The 16,024-nt window shown below is 67.8% G+C and carries 16 protein-coding genes; 4 read left to right on the top strand and 12 right to left on the bottom strand.

The genetic code is table 11. The features are described from left to right. Positions 1 to 288: 288 nt before the first annotated feature. The 8 genes from fabF to BPET_RS08900 form a co-directional block, all read right to left on the bottom strand. The gene (gene fabF, locus BPET_RS08935) at positions 289 to 1,518 is read right to left on the bottom strand and encodes a beta-ketoacyl-ACP synthase II (RefSeq protein WP_012248679.1); all 1,230 of its coding nucleotides are present in this window, start codon (positions 1,516 to 1,518) and stop codon (positions 289 to 291) included. Positions 1,519 to 1,701: 183 nt separating this feature from the next. Then, positions 1,702 to 1,941: an acyl carrier protein gene (acpP, locus tag BPET_RS08930; RefSeq protein ID WP_012248678.1), complete on the bottom strand. Its 240-nt coding sequence runs from the start codon at positions 1,939 to 1,941 to the stop codon at positions 1,702 to 1,704. Between the two features lie 125 nt (positions 1,942 to 2,066). Beyond that, positions 2,067 to 2,822 (bottom strand): 3-oxoacyl-ACP reductase FabG, encoded by a 756-nt coding sequence (gene fabG / locus BPET_RS08925; RefSeq protein WP_041862821.1) that lies wholly within the window; start codon positions 2,820 to 2,822, stop codon positions 2,067 to 2,069. Between the two features lie 45 nt (positions 2,823 to 2,867). After that, a complete protein-coding gene (fabD, locus tag BPET_RS08920; RefSeq protein ID WP_012248676.1) occupies positions 2,868 to 3,803 on the bottom strand; it encodes an ACP S-malonyltransferase in 936 nt (311 codons plus the stop codon). 77 nt (positions 3,804 to 3,880) lie between these two features. Next, on the bottom strand, positions 3,881 to 4,867 hold the full coding sequence (locus BPET_RS08915; protein ID WP_012248675.1) for a beta-ketoacyl-ACP synthase III: 987 nt from the start codon (positions 4,865 to 4,867) through the stop codon (positions 3,881 to 3,883). After that, positions 4,867 to 5,931: a phosphate acyltransferase PlsX gene (gene plsX / locus BPET_RS08910; RefSeq protein WP_012248674.1), complete on the bottom strand. Its 1,065-nt coding sequence runs from the start codon at positions 5,929 to 5,931 to the stop codon at positions 4,867 to 4,869. The genes BPET_RS08915 and plsX overlap by 1 nt, the downstream gene beginning before the upstream one ends. A 50-nt stretch (positions 5,932 to 5,981) precedes the next feature. Next, on the bottom strand, positions 5,982 to 6,164 hold the full coding sequence (gene rpmF, locus BPET_RS08905; RefSeq protein WP_006389284.1) for a 50S ribosomal protein L32: 183 nt from the start codon (positions 6,162 to 6,164) through the stop codon (positions 5,982 to 5,984). 51 nt (positions 6,165 to 6,215) lie between these two features. Next, entirely contained in the window at positions 6,216 to 6,821 is a 606-nt protein-coding gene (locus BPET_RS08900) for a YceD family protein (protein WP_050978222.1), read from the bottom strand. Positions 6,822 to 6,925: 104 nt separating this feature from the next. On the opposite strand from BPET_RS08900, the gene BPET_RS08895 reads away from it, so the two are divergent. Genes BPET_RS08895 through BPET_RS08885 form a run of 3 tightly spaced genes read left to right on the top strand, consistent with a single transcriptional unit; the run spans position 6,926 to position 9,089 of the window. After that, positions 6,926 to 7,528, top strand: coding sequence for a Maf-like protein (locus tag BPET_RS08895; protein ID WP_012248672.1), 603 nt, complete (start codon positions 6,926 to 6,928; stop codon positions 7,526 to 7,528). Further along, positions 7,525 to 8,241, top strand: a complete 717-nt coding sequence (locus BPET_RS08890; RefSeq protein ID WP_012248671.1) for an SAM-dependent methyltransferase — start codon at positions 7,525 to 7,527, stop codon at positions 8,239 to 8,241. Before BPET_RS08895 ends, BPET_RS08890 begins: the two co-directional genes overlap by 4 nt. Beyond that, positions 8,238 to 9,089, top strand: coding sequence for an N-acetylmuramoyl-L-alanine amidase (locus tag BPET_RS08885; RefSeq protein ID WP_151208950.1), 852 nt, complete (start codon positions 8,238 to 8,240; stop codon positions 9,087 to 9,089). The genes BPET_RS08890 and BPET_RS08885 overlap by 4 nt, the downstream gene beginning before the upstream one ends. A gap of 48 nt (positions 9,090 to 9,137) precedes the next feature. On the opposite strand, the gene msrQ is transcribed toward BPET_RS08885, so the two are convergent. From msrQ to BPET_RS08865, 4 genes are all read right to left on the bottom strand, one after another. After that, positions 9,138 to 9,806 carry a protein-methionine-sulfoxide reductase heme-binding subunit MsrQ gene (msrQ, locus tag BPET_RS08880; protein WP_012248669.1) on the bottom strand — a complete coding sequence of 223 codons (669 nt, stop codon included), beginning with the start codon at positions 9,804 to 9,806 and terminating at the stop codon, positions 9,138 to 9,140. 14 nt (positions 9,807 to 9,820) lie between these two features. After that, positions 9,821 to 10,786 carry a protein-methionine-sulfoxide reductase catalytic subunit MsrP gene (msrP, locus tag BPET_RS08875; protein WP_012248668.1) on the bottom strand — a complete coding sequence of 322 codons (966 nt, stop codon included), beginning with the start codon at positions 10,784 to 10,786 and terminating at the stop codon, positions 9,821 to 9,823. 85 nt (positions 10,787 to 10,871) lie between these two features. Further along, positions 10,872 to 11,528 carry an HAD family hydrolase gene (locus BPET_RS08870; RefSeq protein ID WP_012248667.1) on the bottom strand — a complete coding sequence of 219 codons (657 nt, stop codon included), beginning with the start codon at positions 11,526 to 11,528 and terminating at the stop codon, positions 10,872 to 10,874. A gap of 2 nt (positions 11,529 to 11,530) precedes the next feature. Then, positions 11,531 to 12,499 (bottom strand): RluA family pseudouridine synthase, encoded by a 969-nt coding sequence (locus tag BPET_RS08865; RefSeq protein WP_012248666.1) that lies wholly within the window; start codon positions 12,497 to 12,499, stop codon positions 11,531 to 11,533. A 522-nt stretch (positions 12,500 to 13,021) separates the two neighbouring features. On the opposite strand from BPET_RS08865, the gene BPET_RS08860 reads away from it, so the two are divergent. Beyond that, entirely contained in the window at positions 13,022 to 16,009 is a 2,988-nt protein-coding gene (locus BPET_RS08860) for an Rne/Rng family ribonuclease (RefSeq protein WP_012248665.1), read from the top strand. Positions 16,010 to 16,024: the final 15 nt, after the last annotated feature.

Raw genomic sequence — 16,024 nt, 5'->3', positions numbered from 1 at the left:
GGCCCCACCCGGACCTGCCACCGGCGGCTGCCCGGCACGGCCCGGATCGCCCGAACCGGCCCATGGCCGGCCGCACGGCGGTGGCGCAGCGCGTGCCGCAGACTGGCAACGCCCCCTGCCGCCCCCGCCAAGACGGCCAGGCCCGATGGCCCGGCCTGCCACCCTGCCGCGACAGCCGCGCAGGCAGCGGCGCTGGCAACGGCCGCGCGGCCCACCAGCGCCAGGTGGCTCGGGCGGCGCACCGGCACGCAGAGTGCGCGGCGGCCGAGATCCCGGCGGTCGTCCAAATCAGATCCGGCGAACGGCCATCGAGCCGTTGGTGCCGCCAAAACCGAAGGAGTTGGAAATCGCCACGTTGATCTTCATGTCACGCGCCTCGTTGGCGCAGTAGTCCAGGTCGCATTCGGGATCCTGGTTGAAGATGTTGATCGTGGGCGGCGACTTCTGGTTGTACAGGGCCAGGGTGGTGAACACTGCCTCGATGCCGCCGGCCGCGCCCAACAAGTGGCCGGTCATGGATTTGGTGGAGTTGACCACCAGCTTCTTGGCGTGATCGCCAAACGCCAGCTTCAGCGCGTCGGACTCGTTCTTGTCGCCCAGCGGCGTGGACGTGCCGTGCGCATTGACGTAGTCGACCTCGTCGAGGTTGATGCCACCGTTGCGCAGGGCATTGAGCACGCCGCGGCGCGGGCCGTCTTTGTCGGGCGCGGTAATGTGGTGCGCGTCGGAGCTCATGCCGTAACCCACGAATTCGCCGTAGATGCGCGCGCCGCGCTTCTTGGCGTGTTCGTATTCTTCGAGCACGAGCACGCCCGCGCCCTCGCCCAGCACAAAGCCGTCGCGGTCGCGGTCCCAGGGGCGCGATGCGGTGGTGGGGTCGTCGTTGCGCGTGGACAGCGCCCGCATGGCGGCAAAACCGCCAATGCCCAGCGGCGACACGGTGGATTCCGCGCCGCCAGCCAGCATGATGTCGGCATCGCCGTATTCGATCAGGCGAGCGGCGTCGCCGATGCAATGCAGGCCGGTGGTGCACGCCGACACGACAGCGTAACTGGGGCCCTTCATGCCAAAGCGGATGGACAGCTGGCCCGAGATCAGGTTGATCAGCGAGCCCGGCACGAAAAAGGGCGAGATGCGCCGCGGGCCCTTGGCCAGCAGGTCGGTCTGGGTTTCTTCGATGCGGGGCAGGCCGCCGATGCCCGAGCCGACGATGACGCCGATGCGCTCGGCATTGGCCTCGGTGACTTCGAGCCCGCTGTCTTGCCAGGCCTGGATGCCAGCCGCCATGCCGTAATGGATGAACGTATCCATCTGGCGGGCTTCTTTGGCAGGCATGTACTGGGTGACGTCGAAATCCTTGACCTCGCCCGCGATGTGCGTGGTGATGGCCGAAGGGTCGAAACGGGTGATGCGGCCGATGCCGGAACGTCCGTTGACGATATTGTCCCAGGCGCTGGAGATGTCGTTGCCCACGGGCGATACGATACCCAGGCCGGTGATGACGACTCGTCGCTTCACGGAGGACTCCTAAAACAGACAAAAGAAAGGCGGTTTTCGGATGCGCCGCCCATGCGGCCCGCCCGGCCGCGGAAACACCGAGTAGATGTTTCCGCGCACGGACCGCACGGCGCTCCTGAAACCGCCCCCGTTCCCGGCCGCATCCGCAGGGGCGGCGTGGCGTCCGGGTGAATACAGGTGAGCTTACTGCTTACCGTGCGAATTGATGTAATCAACCGCTTGCTGCACGGTGGTGATCTTTTCGGCCTCTTCGTCGGGGATCTCGGTCTCGAATTCGTCTTCGAGCGCCATGACCAGTTCAACCATGTCGAGCGAATCGGCACCGAGGTCGTCAAGGAAGGAGGATTCGTTCTTGATCTCGGCTTCGTTGACGCCAAGTTGTTCAGCGACGATCTTCTTGACGCGCTGTTCGATGCTTTCCATGCAGATCTCCAATTGGGAAAAATCCCGCGAATTATAGCCAAGCGTTGAGGAATGCAAACGCCTGGCCGTGACAAAAATGACTGTAAGACCCCGGCGCACCCTGTGATGGCCGCTCTGGGGCGACCTTATTGCATATACATCCCGCCGTTGACGTGCAGGGTGGTTCCAGTAATGTAACCCGCCTGGGGCCCGGATAAAAAGGCCACCGCATGCGCGATGTCAACGGGCGATCCGAGGCGACCCAGCGGAATCTGCTGCAGCAGCGCGGCCGTCTGGGATTCGCCCAGCGCGCGGGTCATGTCGGTATCGATGAAACCCGGCGCCACGCAATTGACCGTGATGTTGCGGCTGCCCAGCTCGCGCGCCAGTGCGCGCGACATGCCGGCCACGCCGGCCTTGGCGGCTGCGTAGTTGGCCTGCCCGGCGTTGCCGCTGGCGCCCACCACCGAGGTCACGTTGATGATGCGGCCCCAGCGGGCTTTCATCATGCCGCGCAACACGGCGCGCGACAGGCGGAAGACGGCGGCCAGGTTGGTGTCGATGACCGCCGACCAGTCTTCGTCTTTCATGCGCATGGCGAGATTGTCGCGCGTGATGCCGGCGTTGTTGACCAAAATATGCGGGCCGCCGTCGGTTTCCTTGCCCAGCCCGTCGATCAGGGCGTCGCAGGCCTGGGCGTCGGTGACGTCCAGCACCACGCCACGGCCACCCAGCGGCGCGAGCGCTTCAGTAATGGCCTGGGCGCCCGATTCGCTGGTGGCGGTGCCCACCACCATGGCGCCGCGCGACGCGAGTTCGTGGGCGATGGCCTTGCCGATGCCACGCGTGGCGCCGGTTACCAGAGCCACCTTGCCCTGCAGTTCTGCCGATTGTTTATCCATGTCAGTTCCGTTGTAATGCCCGCCCCAGGGACGGGACATGCCGTGTCAGTTCTGGCCGAGCGCGGTCAGCGCGGCCTCGAGGGAAGCCGGATCGGTAATCGAAAGCCCGGTGAGCTCACCGTCGATGCGTTTGGTAAGGCCGGCCAGCACCTTGCCGGGGCCGCACTCGACCACATGGGTGACGCCTTGCGCCTTCATGGCGCGCAGGGTTTCGACCCAACGCACGGGATGCCAGGCCTGGCGCACCAGGGCGTCGCGAATGGCGGCCGGATCGGCGGGCGAGGCGACGTCGACGTTGTTGATGACCGGCACCCGCGGCGCAGCCACGGCGGCCTGGGCCAGCGCGCCGGCCAGCACGTCGGCGGCGGGCCGCAACAGGCTCGAATGGAACGGCGCCGACACCGGCAGCACCAGCGCGCGCTTGGCGCCCGCTGCCTTGGCGGCTTCACAGGCACGCTCGACGGCGGCCTTGTGCCCGGCGATGACGACCTGCGCTGGCGCGTTGAAATTCACGGCCTCGACCACTTCGCCCTGCGCGGCCTGCGCGCAGGCCGCGCGTACGGCGTCGTCATCCAGGCCCAGCACGGCGGCCATGCCGCCGGCGCCAACCGGCACCGCCGCCTGCATGGCGTCGGCGCGCACGCGCACCAGGCGCACCGCCTCTTCGAGGCTGAGCGCGCCAGCGGCCGTGAGGGCCGCGTATTCGCCCAGGCTATGGCCGGCCATCACGGCCGGCATCGCGCCGCCAGCGGCGCGCCAGGCGGCGAACACGGCCATGCCGGCCGTCAGCATGGCCGGCTGCGTGTTGGTGGTGAGGTTGAGCTGGTCGGCCGGCCCTTGCGCGATCAGGGCGCCGAGGTCCTGGCCCAGCGCCTGGCCCGCGCGAGCCACGACATCGGCCACGGCCGCATTACCCGCCCAGGCATCGAGCATGCCGACCGACTGCGAACCCTGACCGGGAAAGACAAACGCGATTTTCATGATGATGTATCGACTGATTTCAGAATCGGTGAGGATACCCGACATCGGGCCCGCGGCCCCAGGGGCCGGGCCCGGCGTTACATGCGCGCCAGGACCGAACCCCAGGTGAAACCGCCGCCCACGCCTTGCATCAGCACCAGTTGGCCGGGCTTGATGCGGCCGTCGCGACGGGCCGCATCGAGGGCCAGTGGCACGCTGGCTGCCGAGGTGTTGGCGTGCGAATCGACGGTAATCACGACTTTTTCGGTCGGTACTTGCAGTTTGCGCGCCAGGAAATTGAGGATGCGGACATTGGCCTGGTGAGGCACGAGCCAGTCGAGCTCGGCGAGCTCGACGCCGGCTTCGGCGCAGACGTCGCGCGCCGAGCGGTCGAGCACCGTGACGGCCTGCTTGAACACAGCCTGGCCGTCCATGCGCAGGAAGGGATCGCCGGTGACGTCGCCGTAAGCCACGTTGCCGGCCGCGCACAGGATCTTGGTTTGCGAACCGTCGGCATGCAGCTGGGCCGCCAGGATACCGGGCTTGCTGCCGGCCTTGAGCACCACCGCGCCGGCGCCATCGCCGAACAGCACGCAGGTGCTGCGGTCGTTCCAGTCGAGAATGCGCGAGAAGACCTCGGCGCCGATGACCAGCGCGCAGCGCGCCCGACCGGCCCGGACGAAGGCGTCGGCCGTGCTGAGCGCATACACGAAGCCGCTGCAGACGGCCTGCACGTCGAAGGCCGCCCCGCCCTTCGCGCCCAGGTTGGCCTGCACCAGGCAGGCCGTGCTGGGAAAGACGTAGTCGGGGGTGGAGGTCGCCACGATGATCAGGTCGACCTCGGCGGCGCTGACGCCGGCATCGGCCAGTGCGCGGCGGGCCGCTTCGGTGGCCAGGAAGCTGGTGGTGACGCCGCGCTCGGCCAGGTGGCGCTGACGGATGCCCGTGCGTTCGACGATCCATTCGTCGGACGTGGAAATATTACGGGTGGCCAGCTCGGCGGCCAGTTCGTCGTTGGACACGACCCGTTCAGGCAGGAAGCTGCCCGAACCGGCGATCACAGCATATGTCATTGCGGTACCCATCAAACGGTATCCCCGGCCGCCTCGGGCTCGCCGGCAGCGGCCTCGCCCATCTGGACGCGCTGGGTGATCAGCGCCACGGCCTGGGCAGTACGTTCTTGCAGTTTACTCACCACGGCCTCGCGCGCGCGCTGCAGGGCGAAGCCGTAGGCGTAGACGTCGGCGGAGCCGTGGCTTTTTATGACCACGCCACGCAGCCCCAGCAGGGCCGCGCCGTTGTAGCGGCGGTTGTCCACGCGGTTGCGCAGGCGGTTGAGCACCGGCTTGGCAATTGCCCCGGCCAGCAGCGTGACCAGGTTGCGCTGGAATTCTTCGCGAATGACGCTGGACAGCATCTTGGCCAGCCCTTCGACCGACTTGAGCACGACATTGCCAACGAAGCCGTCGCAGACGACCACGTCGACCGTGCCCTTGAAGATGTCGTTGCCTTCGACATTGCCGCGGAAGTTCAGCGGGCTGCGGCGCAGCAGCTCGGCCGCCTCTTTGACGACCTCGTTGCCCTTGATGACCTCTTCGCCGATATTCAGCAGGCCGACCGTGGGATTGTCGCGGTGATCGACCGCCTGGGTCAGGGCCGTGCCCATGATGGCGAACTGCAACAGGTGTTCGGCGGTGCAGTCGACATTGGCGCCCAGGTCGAGCACGGTGGTGGCCCGGCCGGTCTGGTTCGGGATGGACGTGGCAATGGCCGGACGGTCGATGCCGTCCAGCGTCTTGAGCACGTAACGCGAAATGGCCATCCAGGCGCCAGTATTGCCGGCCGAGACACAAGCGTCGGCGCGGCCGTCCTTGACCGCCTGGGCAGCCAGCCGCATGGAGGAGTCTTTTTTGCGGCGCAGGGCGATCTCGACCGGGTCGTCCATGGAGACGACCTCGGTGGCCGGCACGATTTCAAAGCGATCGCGCGGCGCGGCCTTGTGCTCGGCCAGCGCCGCCTCGATGGCCTCGGGCAGGCCGACCAGCAACAGCCGGGAATCCGGAAATTGCCGGGCGAACTCGATCGCGGCCGGAATCGTGACGGGCAGGCCGAAATCGCCGCCCATGCAGTCGATAGCGATGCGTATCACAGGTGCAGGTCAGCGCTGCCGTGAATGCGAAAGACGAGTCCGCCGCGGCGTTATTCGTCGGCCTTGGTCTTCAGGACCTTGCGGCCACGGTAAAAGCCGTTGGGGCTGATGTGGTGGCGCAGATGGGTTTCGCCGGTGGTGGGCTCGATCGCGGTGGACGGATTGACCAGAAAATCGTGCGAGCGGTGCATGCCACGCTTGGACGGGGACTTCTTGTTTTGTTGAACAGCCATGATGACTCCTAGAAACGGGCCGCATTGTACGCGATGCAGCCCGATGTTGATCTACTCTTTGCGCTTCAGTTGCTCGAGCACCGCGAACGGCGACGGACGCCCGGCGGCGGGCGCCTGGGGAGCGTCGCCGTCTTCAGCCTGCGCGCCCGGGCATACGGGATGCCTGGGCACGTACGGGATGCTCAGGATGAGCTCGTCTTCGACCTGGGCCAACAGGTCGAAACGATGCGAGCCCACCACCTTTTCGGGCAGCGAGTCCGCAAATTCCGGGTCTTGCGAATCAAGGGACAGATCGTCGTCGAGCTCGTCTTCGGACTTGACCAACTGCAATACTGTCCGGGAATCTACTGCATAAGCAAACGGGACATTGCAACGCTGACATACCAGCACCGGGTTGGCCCGCACATGCAGATGCAAGAGCGGCTGGTCCGCGGCGATGCCGGTCTTGGCAATGCCCGTTCCGGTTTCGCCCCGCACCGACCACGCCACCAGCCCGGCCTCGCCGGCAGGTTGTTCCGGCAAGCCTTCTACCGCCCTGGCCAGCCGCACCAGGGGTACAGTACCCTGTACGCTGCCGCCTTGGCGAGCAAGCCCGAAGGCGTCAACTACAGCACCTGCCACGGCACCTGCCACAGCATCTACCGACGCATCTGCCACGGCACCAGGTACGGGGTGGGCGAGTTTGGGTTTAGGCACAGCCTGCAAAAATCCCGCAAAACGTTAGATAATACCGTGACTTACATGTCACCGTCAAACTTCGCATGCCCCTTTCATCCCCCCGCCTGATCCTGGCCTCGAGCTCGCGCTACCGGCGCGAATTGCTGGCGCGCCTGCGCCTGCCTTTCGAGGTTATCTCCCCTGACATCGATGAAACCCCCGCCCCTGGCGAAGCCCCGGCCGAACTGGCGCTGCGGCTGTCGGTCGCCAAGGCGCTGGCAGTAGCCAGCGAGCAGCCGGGCTGCATCGTGATCGGGTCGGACCAGGTAGCCACGGTCGATGGCCGGCCGATTGGCAAGCCAGGCGATTTTTCGCGCGCCCAGGCCCAACTGCGGGAACTGGCCGGCCGCACGGTAGAGTTTCATAGCGCGCTGGCCGTGACCGACGGCCAGCGCGTCGAGAAAGCCGACGTGGTCACGCACTGCCGCTTCCGCCCGTTGTCGGACGCCGCTATCGCCGCGTACCTGCACGCCGAAGAGCCTTACGATACTGCGGGCAGCGCCAAAGCGGAAAGCCTGGGCATCGCGCTGATGGAGTTCATCCGCAGCGACGACCCCACCGCCATCATCGGCCTGCCCCTGATTGCCCTGACCGGCATGCTGGCCACCTTCGGCCTGGACCCCCTTGCCGGAAGCGGCGCAGCATGAGCGGCACCCTGCACCTGATTCCGGTCAGCCTGGGCGAGGCCGCCCCCGAACGCTGGCTGCCCGCCGAAGCGCGCGCCCTGGCCGGCAGCCTGGACACCTACGTCGCCGAAAATGCCAAGACCGCTCGCGCGTTCCTGAAGCAGATCGGCACGGTGCGCCCCTTGCAGGAAATCACCATCCATACCCTGACGCCCAAGACCGACACGGCCCAGATACAGCAGTGGCTGGCGCCTGTGCGGCAGGGTCGCGACCTGGGGCTGGTGTCCGAAGCGGGCTGCCCCGCCGTGGCCGATCCCGGCGCGGGCATAGTGGCGGCGGCCCATCGCCTGGGCATCACCGTGCGCCCGTGGGTGGGGCCGTCGTCGATCCTGCTGGGCCTGATGGCCAGCGGCCTGGACGGCCAGCGCTTCGCCTTCCATGGCTACGCCCCGGTCGATCCGGCCGAGCGGGCCAAGCAGCTGCGCGCCTGGGAACAGCACTCGGCGCGCCACCACCAGACCCAATTGCTGATCGAGACCCCCTACCGCAACGCCGCCATGTTCGCCACGCTGCTGGCCACGCTGCGCGCCGACACGCGCCTGTGCGTGGCCCGCTCGCTGACCACCGGCGACGAATGGGTGCGCACGTTCAGCATCGCCGACTGGAAAACCCGACCCGCGCCCGAGCTGGACAAGCGCCCCACCCTGTTCCTGTACCTGGCCCAACGCCCATGACCCCCTTGCGCCCGCTCCGCCACGCAGCGGCGCTGGTCACGGCCGGCGCGGCGCTGGCGCTGGGCGGCTGCGCAAGCGGGCCTCCGGGGCCGCCGCGATTGCACATCGACGACTCGATCACCGCCGTCAGCCAGGACAGCCGGGTGCGCTACATCGTGCTGCACTACACCTCGGCAGAAGCCCCCGTGTCGCTCAAGCTGCTGTCGCAGGGCGGCGTCAGCGCCCATTACCTGATCACCGACGATGCCCGCCCGCGCGTCTACCGGCTGGTGGACGAGACCCGCAGCGCCTGGCACGCAGGCGAAAGCCGGTGGTACGAACAGGCATGGCTGAACCCGATGTCGATCGGAATCGAGCTGGTCAACACCGGCCGCGCCGATCACGCGCACGGCGCGCCGGACTGGCAGCCGTATCCCGACGCGCAGATCCAGGCGCTGGTGCTGCTGCTGCGCGACCTGATCGTGCGGCACCATGTGCACCCCGAGAACGTCGTGGGGCACAGCGACATCGCGCCGCAGCGCAAGACCGACCCGGGCCCGCTGTTTCCCTGGAAGCGGCTGGCGGACGCCGGCATCGGGCGCTGGTACGACGAAGCGCAGGCGGCGGCCAACTGGGTCGCGCTGCAGCGCCAGGGTCTGCCGGACATCGCGTGGTTCCAGCACCAACTGGCGCGCCTGGGCTATGCCTGCCCGCAGCACGGCAAGCTGGACCGCGCCACGCGCAACGTGATCGCGGCATTCCAGATGCATTACCGGCCGGCCGTCTACGATGGCCAGCCCGACGCCGAAACCGCCGCCATCATCATGGCGTTGTCGACCGGCCCGGCGCGCGGCGACAAGGCCGACTAACCGGCGCGCAATTCACGGCGCACGGCGCATAAAAACCAGGGCAGCCGGCTAAGGCCGGCGCGGGCCGCCCGGCGCGGCGCGCGCCCGCAGCGCCGCCACCACACGCCAGCCCAGCAGCGCCGCCAGCACCGCGCCGTAGGCCAGCGGCTGCTGGAAATCGTGCTTGCCGGCCTTGTGCCACCACAAGTGCACGATGGCCAGCACCCCGATCAGATACACGGCGCGATGCAGCGCCTGCCAGCGACGCCCCATCTTGCGCATGGCCCATTGGGTGGAGGTGGCCGCCAGCGCCGTCATGCACACGAACGCCGCGAAGCCGGCGGTGATGAAGGGCCGCTCGCCGATGTCGCTCAGCATCGATGCCGGATCGAAGCCACGGTCCCACCAGACCCACGCCATGAAATGCAGGCTGCCGTAGAAGAAGGCAAACAACCCGCAAGGCCGGCGCAGCCGCACCAGCGCGGGCTGGCCCAGCAGGCGGCGCAAGGGCGTGATCGACAACGTAACCAGCAGGCAGACCAGTGTCCAGGTGCCCGATGAACGGGTCAGGAACTCGACGGGATTGGCCGTCAGGCCATCGTTGAAGCCCAGCCAGATCCAGCGTGCGAACGGCAGCAGGCCGGCAATGAACAGCAGCGGCTTGAAGCGCGCCACGGTCGCGGCCGGCCACTGCGCGCGGCGCGCGGCGGGCGGCGGCGCGGACGTAGATTCCGGCATGCGGCGGCCCGCGTTCAGTAGTTGGCCTTCAGGTCCATGCCCTGGTACAGCGACGCCACCTGGTCGGCATAGCCGTTGAACATCAGGGTCTTGCGCTTGGGCGTGAACAGGCCGTCTTCGCCGATGCGCCGCTCGGTGGCCTGGCTCCAGCGCGGATGCGGCACATCGGGGTTCACATTGGCATAAAAACCGTACTCGTTGGCGGCAGCCTGCATCCATGAGCTGGTGGGCTGGCGCTCGACCAGCCTGATGCGCACCAGCGACTTGGCCGACTTGAACCCGTATTTCCAGGGCACGGCCAGGCGCAGCGGCGCGCCGTTCTGGTTGGGCAGCACCTTGCCGTACACGCCGAACACCAGCAGCGCCAGCGGATGCATGGCCTCGTCGAGCCGCAGGCCTTCGACGTAGGGCCACTCGAGCACCGGATAGCGCACCCCCGGCATGTTCTCGCGCTGTACGACCGTGGTGAATTCAACGTACTTGGCATTGCCGGTGGGTTCGACCTGCTTGAGCAACGCCGACAGCGGATAGCCCACCCAGGGAATCACCATCGACCAGCCTTCCACGCAGCGCAGCCGGTAGACGCGGTCTTCCATGGGGGCCAGCTTGAGCAGCGCGTCGATATCGAAGGTCTGCGGACGCCGCACTTCGCCTTCGACGACGACCGACCAGGGCCGGGTCTGCAGCTTGCCGGCGTATTCGGCCGGATCGCTCTTGTCGACGCCGAATTCATAGTAGTTGTTGTAGCTGCTGACGTCTTTGAACGAGGTTTGCTTGTCCATGACCGAGAACTGCGGGCTGGGCCGCCCCGCCAGCGACGGCGCGTCCTGGGCGAACGCCCGCCGCGCGGCCCACGCCGGCAGACCGGCCGCCGCGGCGGCGAGGCCTGCGCGGGCCATCCATTCGCGACGCGACAGCCAGACCGCCTCGGGCGTGATCTCGGACGGCGGTGGCTCGTGGCCCGGCTTGCGTGACGACATGGCGGTCTCTCCTGGATGTATTGCTCGGTACTGTTTAGACGAACAACTGGCCGGAATATTCCCGCCTATTCCCGCCCGCGCGAATTCAGGCGCCAGCCCTCGGCAACAGCCATTCGCGCAAGGCAGCCACGCTGTCGACCACGGCCTGCGGCTGGCACCCGTGCAATTCCTGCGGGCTGTGGGCCCCGTAGGCAACCCCCAGGCCGTGCACGCCGGCATTGCTGGCCATTTGCAGGTCGTGCGAGGTGTCGCCCACCATGACTACCCGTTCCGGTTCGACATCGAGTTCCTGCATGAGTTCGTGCAGCATGGCCGGATGCGGCTTGCTGAAGGTTTCGTCGGCCGTGCGGGTAGCCTGGAAAACATCGCGCAGGCCGGTGGCGGCCAGCACCCGGTCCAGGCCGACCCGGCTCTTGCCGGTGGCCACCGCCAGGCGCACCTGGCGCCCGGCCAGGTCGCCCAACAGGCCCTCTATGCCGTCGAATAGCCGCAATTCGGGATCGCGCAACAGGTAATGGGTACGGTAACGCTCGAGAAAACGCGGCACCATGGCCTGGGTCAGCTCGGGCACGGCCCGGCGCAATGCGCTTTCGAGCGACAGGCCGATCACCCAGCTGGCTGCCGAAGCCGACGGAACAGGCAGGTCCAGGTCGCGGCAGGCGCCCTGGATGGCCGCCACGATACCGTTCGTGGAATCCATCAGGGTTCCGTCCCAGTCGAACACCACCAGCGAATAAGGCATGTCTACAGGCTCTCCAACTGCTGCAACAGCTTGCGGCAGGCCGCGGGCAATTCCGCCGTCAGCCGCAAGGGTTCTTGGGTAAGCGGGTGCGGCAGGGTCAACTGATGGGCATGCAGGAACATGCGGTTGAACCCCAGGCGCGCGAAGCGGGCGCGCGTTTCATCCGTCCCGTATTTATCGTCTCCGACAATGGGAAAACCGCTGGCCGCCAGGTGCACCCGGATTTGATGGGTGCGCCCGGTGCGCAGCTCGGCATCAACCAGACTGTAACCGCCCAGGCGCTGCTTCAACGTGACGATCGTATGCGCGGCCTGGCCGTCGGGATCGGGGCGCACGCGGCGCTCGCCCGACTGGGTGGTCCATTTGGTGAGGGCCAGGCGGATGTGCTGGCGGTCGTTGACCCAATCGCCCTCGACCAGGGCCAGATAGTGCTTGTCGCCCCGCCCTTCGCGCAACATGGCGTGCAGCGCCAGCAGCGCGCTGCGTTTTTTGGCGATCATCAGCAGGCCCGAGGTTTCCCGGTCGAGCCGGTGCGCCAGCTCGAGAAAACGCGCCTGCGGGCGGGCGGCGCGCAATTGCTCGATGACTCCGAACGACACCCCGCTGCCGCCATGCACGGCCACGCCGGCGGGCTTGTCCACCACCAGCAGGGCCTCGTCTTCGTATACCACCGGGAATTCCGCCCCCGGCACGGGCCGCGACTCGCCCGGCGCGGGCAGACGCAGCGGCGGCACGCGCACCACGTCGCCGGCCGCCACCCGGTAGTCAGCCTGGATGCGTCCCTTGTTTACCCGGACTTCTCCGCCGCGGATAGCCTTGTAGATGTGGCTTTTGGGCACGCCCTTGCACAGCCGCACCAGGAAATTGTCGATGCGCTGACCATCGTGCTCGGGCCCGACCTCAACCAGGCGGACCGCGGGGGCAGAAGAGGAGAAAAACGCGGTTTCTTTGCGCATTGCGGAAAGCGACATATAATCGGGACAGCCTTAAGGGGCTGAACAAAGCCGCCTGGCGTAGAGATGCAACATGTACGCGTCTCCGTCGAGCGCGCGGGCCGCCATTGTACTGCTGCCTGACCGTTCAGCTCCGGGGCCTCTCGGTCGCCGGCGCAACCGCGCCCTGCCGGATGGTGGTGTGGCACTTTATTTGCCCGCTGTCCTGGCAGGTCCGTTGCATGCCGCAAGCGGCTCTGAAGCACTGCAAGAATCGTCGCGTAATAAAGCACCAGGTGCGCGCGGGCCGATCGCCGGCCGCACCTGCCGTTCACAGCAACCCTTTCCGTCAACCACACTTAGTGAACCTGACTCCCCTGCTGACAGAACCGCGTGCCCCAGGGCACGACGTGCCCGCCTGACCGGCGGCGGCTACGCCTGCGCGCTGCGCCCGGCTGCCGTTTGACCATACGATCTTCTTGCCCCGCTTCAGTCCGCAGCCCGAGTGGCCCGAGGTCACGCGCCGATATCGGCGCGTCATGACAACGGAGAACCCCACTCATGAAGCGCATGCTGTTCAATGCAACGCACCAGGAAGAACTGCGCGTTGCCATCGTCGATGGGCAAAAGCTCATCGACCTCGACATCGAAACCGCCGGCCGCGAACAGCGCAAAGGCAACATTTACAAAGGTGTCATTACCCGTATCGAACCCGGCCTGGAAGCCTGCTTCGTCAACTACGGCGAAGACCGCCACGGCTTCCTGCCATTCAAGGAAGTGGCCCGCAGCTACTTCAAGGAAGGCGTGGACGTCCGCTCCGCCCGCATCCAGGACGCCCTGCGCGAAGGCCAGGAACTCATCGTCCAGGTCGAAAAAGAAGAGCGCGGCAACAAGGGCGCCGCCCTGACCACGTTCATCTCGCTGGCCGGCCGCTACCTGGTGCTGATGCCCAACAACCCGCGCGGCGGCGGCGTCTCGCGCCGGGTCGAAGGCGAAGACCGCCAGGAACTGCGCGACACGATGGAGCAGCTGGAAGTGCCCCAGGGCATGAGCATCATCGCCCGCACCGCCGGCATCGGCCGCAACGTCGAAGAGCTCCAGTGGGACTTGTCCTACCTGATGCAGCTCTGGACGGCCATCGACTCGGCCGCCCGCGACAACGCCGCGCCCATCCTCATCTACCTTGAGTCCAGCCTGGTCATCCGGGCCATCCGCGACTACTTCTCGCCTGAAATCGGCGAGATCCTCATCGATACCGACGAAATCGCCGATCAGGCCACCGCGTTCATGAGCGTGGTGATGCCGGACAACGTGCAGCGCGTCAAACGCTACCGCGACGACATCCCGCTGTTCTCGCGCTTCCAGATCGAACACCAGATCGAAACCGCCTATTCGCGCACGGTGCAGCTGCCCTCGGGCGGCGCGGTGGTCATTGACCACACCGAGGCCCTGGTGGCGGTGGACGTGAACTCGGCACGCTCCACGCGCGGCTCCGACATCGAAGAAACCGCGCTGCGCACCAACCTCGAAGCCGCCGACGAAGTCGCCCGCCAGTTGCGCCTGCGCGACCTGGGCGGCCTGATCGTGATCGACTTCATCGACATGGAAGACGGCAAGAACCAGCGCGCCGTCGAACAGCGCCTGCGCGACGCCCTGCATTTCGACCGCGCCCGCGTGCAAATGGGCAAGATCTCGCGCTTCGGCCTGATGGAGCTGTCGCGCCAGCGCCTGCGTCCGGCCCTGAACGAAGGCTCGCACATCACCTGCCCGCGCTGCAACGGCACCGGCGTGATCCGCGACGCCGAGTCCAGCGCCCTGCACGTGCTGCGTCTGCTGCAAGAAGAAGCCATGAAGGAAAACACCGCGGCGGTGCACGCCCAGGTGCCGGTCGACGTGGCCACCTTCCTGCTCAATGAAAAGCGCGCCGACATCGCCAAGATGGAAGCCCGCCTGAAGGTCAACCTGGTGCTGATTCCCAACAAGCACCTGGAAACCCCGCACCACCACATCGAACGCCTGCGCCACGACGATCCGCGCCTGGAAGAAGTGAAGACCAGCTTCGAACTCGCCGAGGCGCCGTCCACCGACATGGCCTGGGCCCCGCGCGACCAGGAAGTGAAGGCCCGTCCCGAAGCCCTGGTCAAGGGCATCACGCCTTCGCAACCCGCTCCGGTCTCCACCGCGCCCGCAGCCGCCCCGGCCGCTTCCGGCGGCTTCGGCGGCCTGTTCAAGCGCCTGGTGGGCTGGCTGAGCGGCAGCGCCGAACCGGCCGCCCCCGCCGCCGCCAAAGAAGAACCCAAGCGCGGCGGCTCGCGCGCCAAGCGCGGCCACGACGGCCAGGAACGCCGCGGCGAACGCCACGGCTCCGATCGCGGCCGCAACCGCCGCGGCGAACCCCGCTCCGAGACGGCCGAGGCCGACGGCGCGGCCCGCCATCATGTGCGCGGCAATCGCCGCCATGAAGAACGCGCCGAACGTCCGCCGCGCGCCGAGCGCGACACCGCCCGCCCCGAGCGCGCGCTGGCCGGCGAAACCGCCGCTGCCGACGATGACGCCGCCCCGCGCGGCAATCGCGGCCGCCGTGGCCGTGGCCGCAACCGCCGCGACGACAACGCCCAGCAAGACGCGCCGATGAGCGAACAGGAAAGCATGGTCGCCGCGCTGGCGGAAACCGTGGCTTCCGCCCTGCCCGCCACCCAAGGTCCGGCAATTGCGGCCTCTCTGGCCGAACAGGCTGAAGCCGACACCGCGCCTGCCGCCGAGGCCGCCGATAGCGACAACGCCGAAGGCACCGGCGATCCGGAACGCAAGCGCCGCCGTCGCCGCAGCCGTCGTGGCCGCCGCAGCCCGGACGACCAGGCCGTGCAAGGCGCCGAAGGGCAAACCGACAACCAGGAGCAGCCCGCCGAGAGCCAGCTTGCCGCCGACACCGCGCCGGCCGTGACCGAGCCTGCGCCTAGCCTGTCCGACGTGTCCAACGCCGCGGCCGTGGCGCAGGGTATGCCGGAAGTTGCCGTGCCGGCCCCGCAGACGCCCGCCGTGCCAGAGGCCGAGCAACCCGCTTCCGCCCTGACCGCCCCCCAAAGCGAGCCCGTAGCTGCCGAGGCAACCGAACCGGCGCCGGCCGTCGAGTCGGCGCCCGCCGCCGAACCGGCTGCCGTGGCCCCGGCGCCGGCCGCTGACGCGCCCGTCACCGAGCCTGGCGCCGAGCCGGCGCCCGCGATCGAGCAGCCGGCCGTGGCCGAACCCGCGCCCGTGGCTCAGGAAGCCGCGACTGAAGCCCAGCCCGCGCCCGCCGCCGAGCCCGCGCCGGTTGCCGCGCAGCCCATCGTGGTGCCGCAGGCCGCCCCGGCCGCACCCGCACGCTCGCTGCAAGACGTGGTCAGCGCGGCTGGACTGAAGTGGGTGGAAACCGACCCCGAGCGCCTCGCGCAAACGCAGCAGCGTATTGCCGCCAGCCATGTGGCGGTGCGCCTGGGCCGCGAGCGCAAGCCTGTGGCGCCGGTGTCCAATGCCCCGCTGGTGCAGGTGGAGACCCAGCGCCAATAAGCGCTGGCGTCCCGC

The organism is Bordetella petrii (assembly GCF_000067205.1).
Classification (GTDB): Bacteria; Pseudomonadota; Gammaproteobacteria; order Burkholderiales; family Burkholderiaceae_B; genus Bordetella_A; species Bordetella_A petrii.
This window is presented reverse-complemented; position numbering and strand designations above follow the sequence as displayed.

Excerpts from the sequence above, each read along its gene's own strand:
- BPET_RS08885 (WP_151208950.1), top strand. The coding sequence starts at position 8,238 with ATGACCCCCTTGCGCCCGCTCCGCCACGCAGCGGCGCTGGTCACGGCC.
- msrP (WP_012248668.1), bottom strand. The coding sequence starts at position 10,786 with ATGTCGTCACGCAAGCCGGGCCACGAGCCACCGCCGTCCGAGATCACG.
- rpmF (WP_006389284.1), bottom strand. The coding sequence starts at position 6,164 with ATGGCTGTTCAACAAAACAAGAAGTCCCCGTCCAAGCGTGGCATGCAC.
- fabG (WP_041862821.1), bottom strand. The coding sequence starts at position 2,822 with ATGGATAAACAATCGGCAGAACTGCAGGGCAAGGTGGCTCTGGTAACC.
- BPET_RS08915 (WP_012248675.1), bottom strand. The coding sequence starts at position 4,867 with ATGGGTACCGCAATGACATATGCTGTGATCGCCGGTTCGGGCAGCTTC.
- msrQ (WP_012248669.1), bottom strand. The coding sequence starts at position 9,806 with ATGCCGGAATCTACGTCCGCGCCGCCGCCCGCCGCGCGCCGCGCGCAG.
- BPET_RS08865 (WP_012248666.1), bottom strand. The coding sequence starts at position 12,499 with ATGTCGCTTTCCGCAATGCGCAAAGAAACCGCGTTTTTCTCCTCTTCT.
- acpP (WP_012248678.1), bottom strand. The coding sequence starts at position 1,941 with ATGGAAAGCATCGAACAGCGCGTCAAGAAGATCGTCGCTGAACAACTT.
- BPET_RS08870 (WP_012248667.1), bottom strand. The coding sequence starts at position 11,528 with ATGCCTTATTCGCTGGTGGTGTTCGACTGGGACGGAACCCTGATGGAT.
- fabD (WP_012248676.1), bottom strand. The coding sequence starts at position 3,803 with ATGAAAATCGCGTTTGTCTTTCCCGGTCAGGGTTCGCAGTCGGTCGGC.
- BPET_RS08890 (WP_012248671.1), top strand. The coding sequence starts at position 7,525 with ATGAGCGGCACCCTGCACCTGATTCCGGTCAGCCTGGGCGAGGCCGCC.
- BPET_RS08895 (WP_012248672.1), top strand. The coding sequence starts at position 6,926 with ATGCCCCTTTCATCCCCCCGCCTGATCCTGGCCTCGAGCTCGCGCTAC.
- BPET_RS08860 (WP_012248665.1), top strand. The coding sequence starts at position 13,022 with ATGAAGCGCATGCTGTTCAATGCAACGCACCAGGAAGAACTGCGCGTT.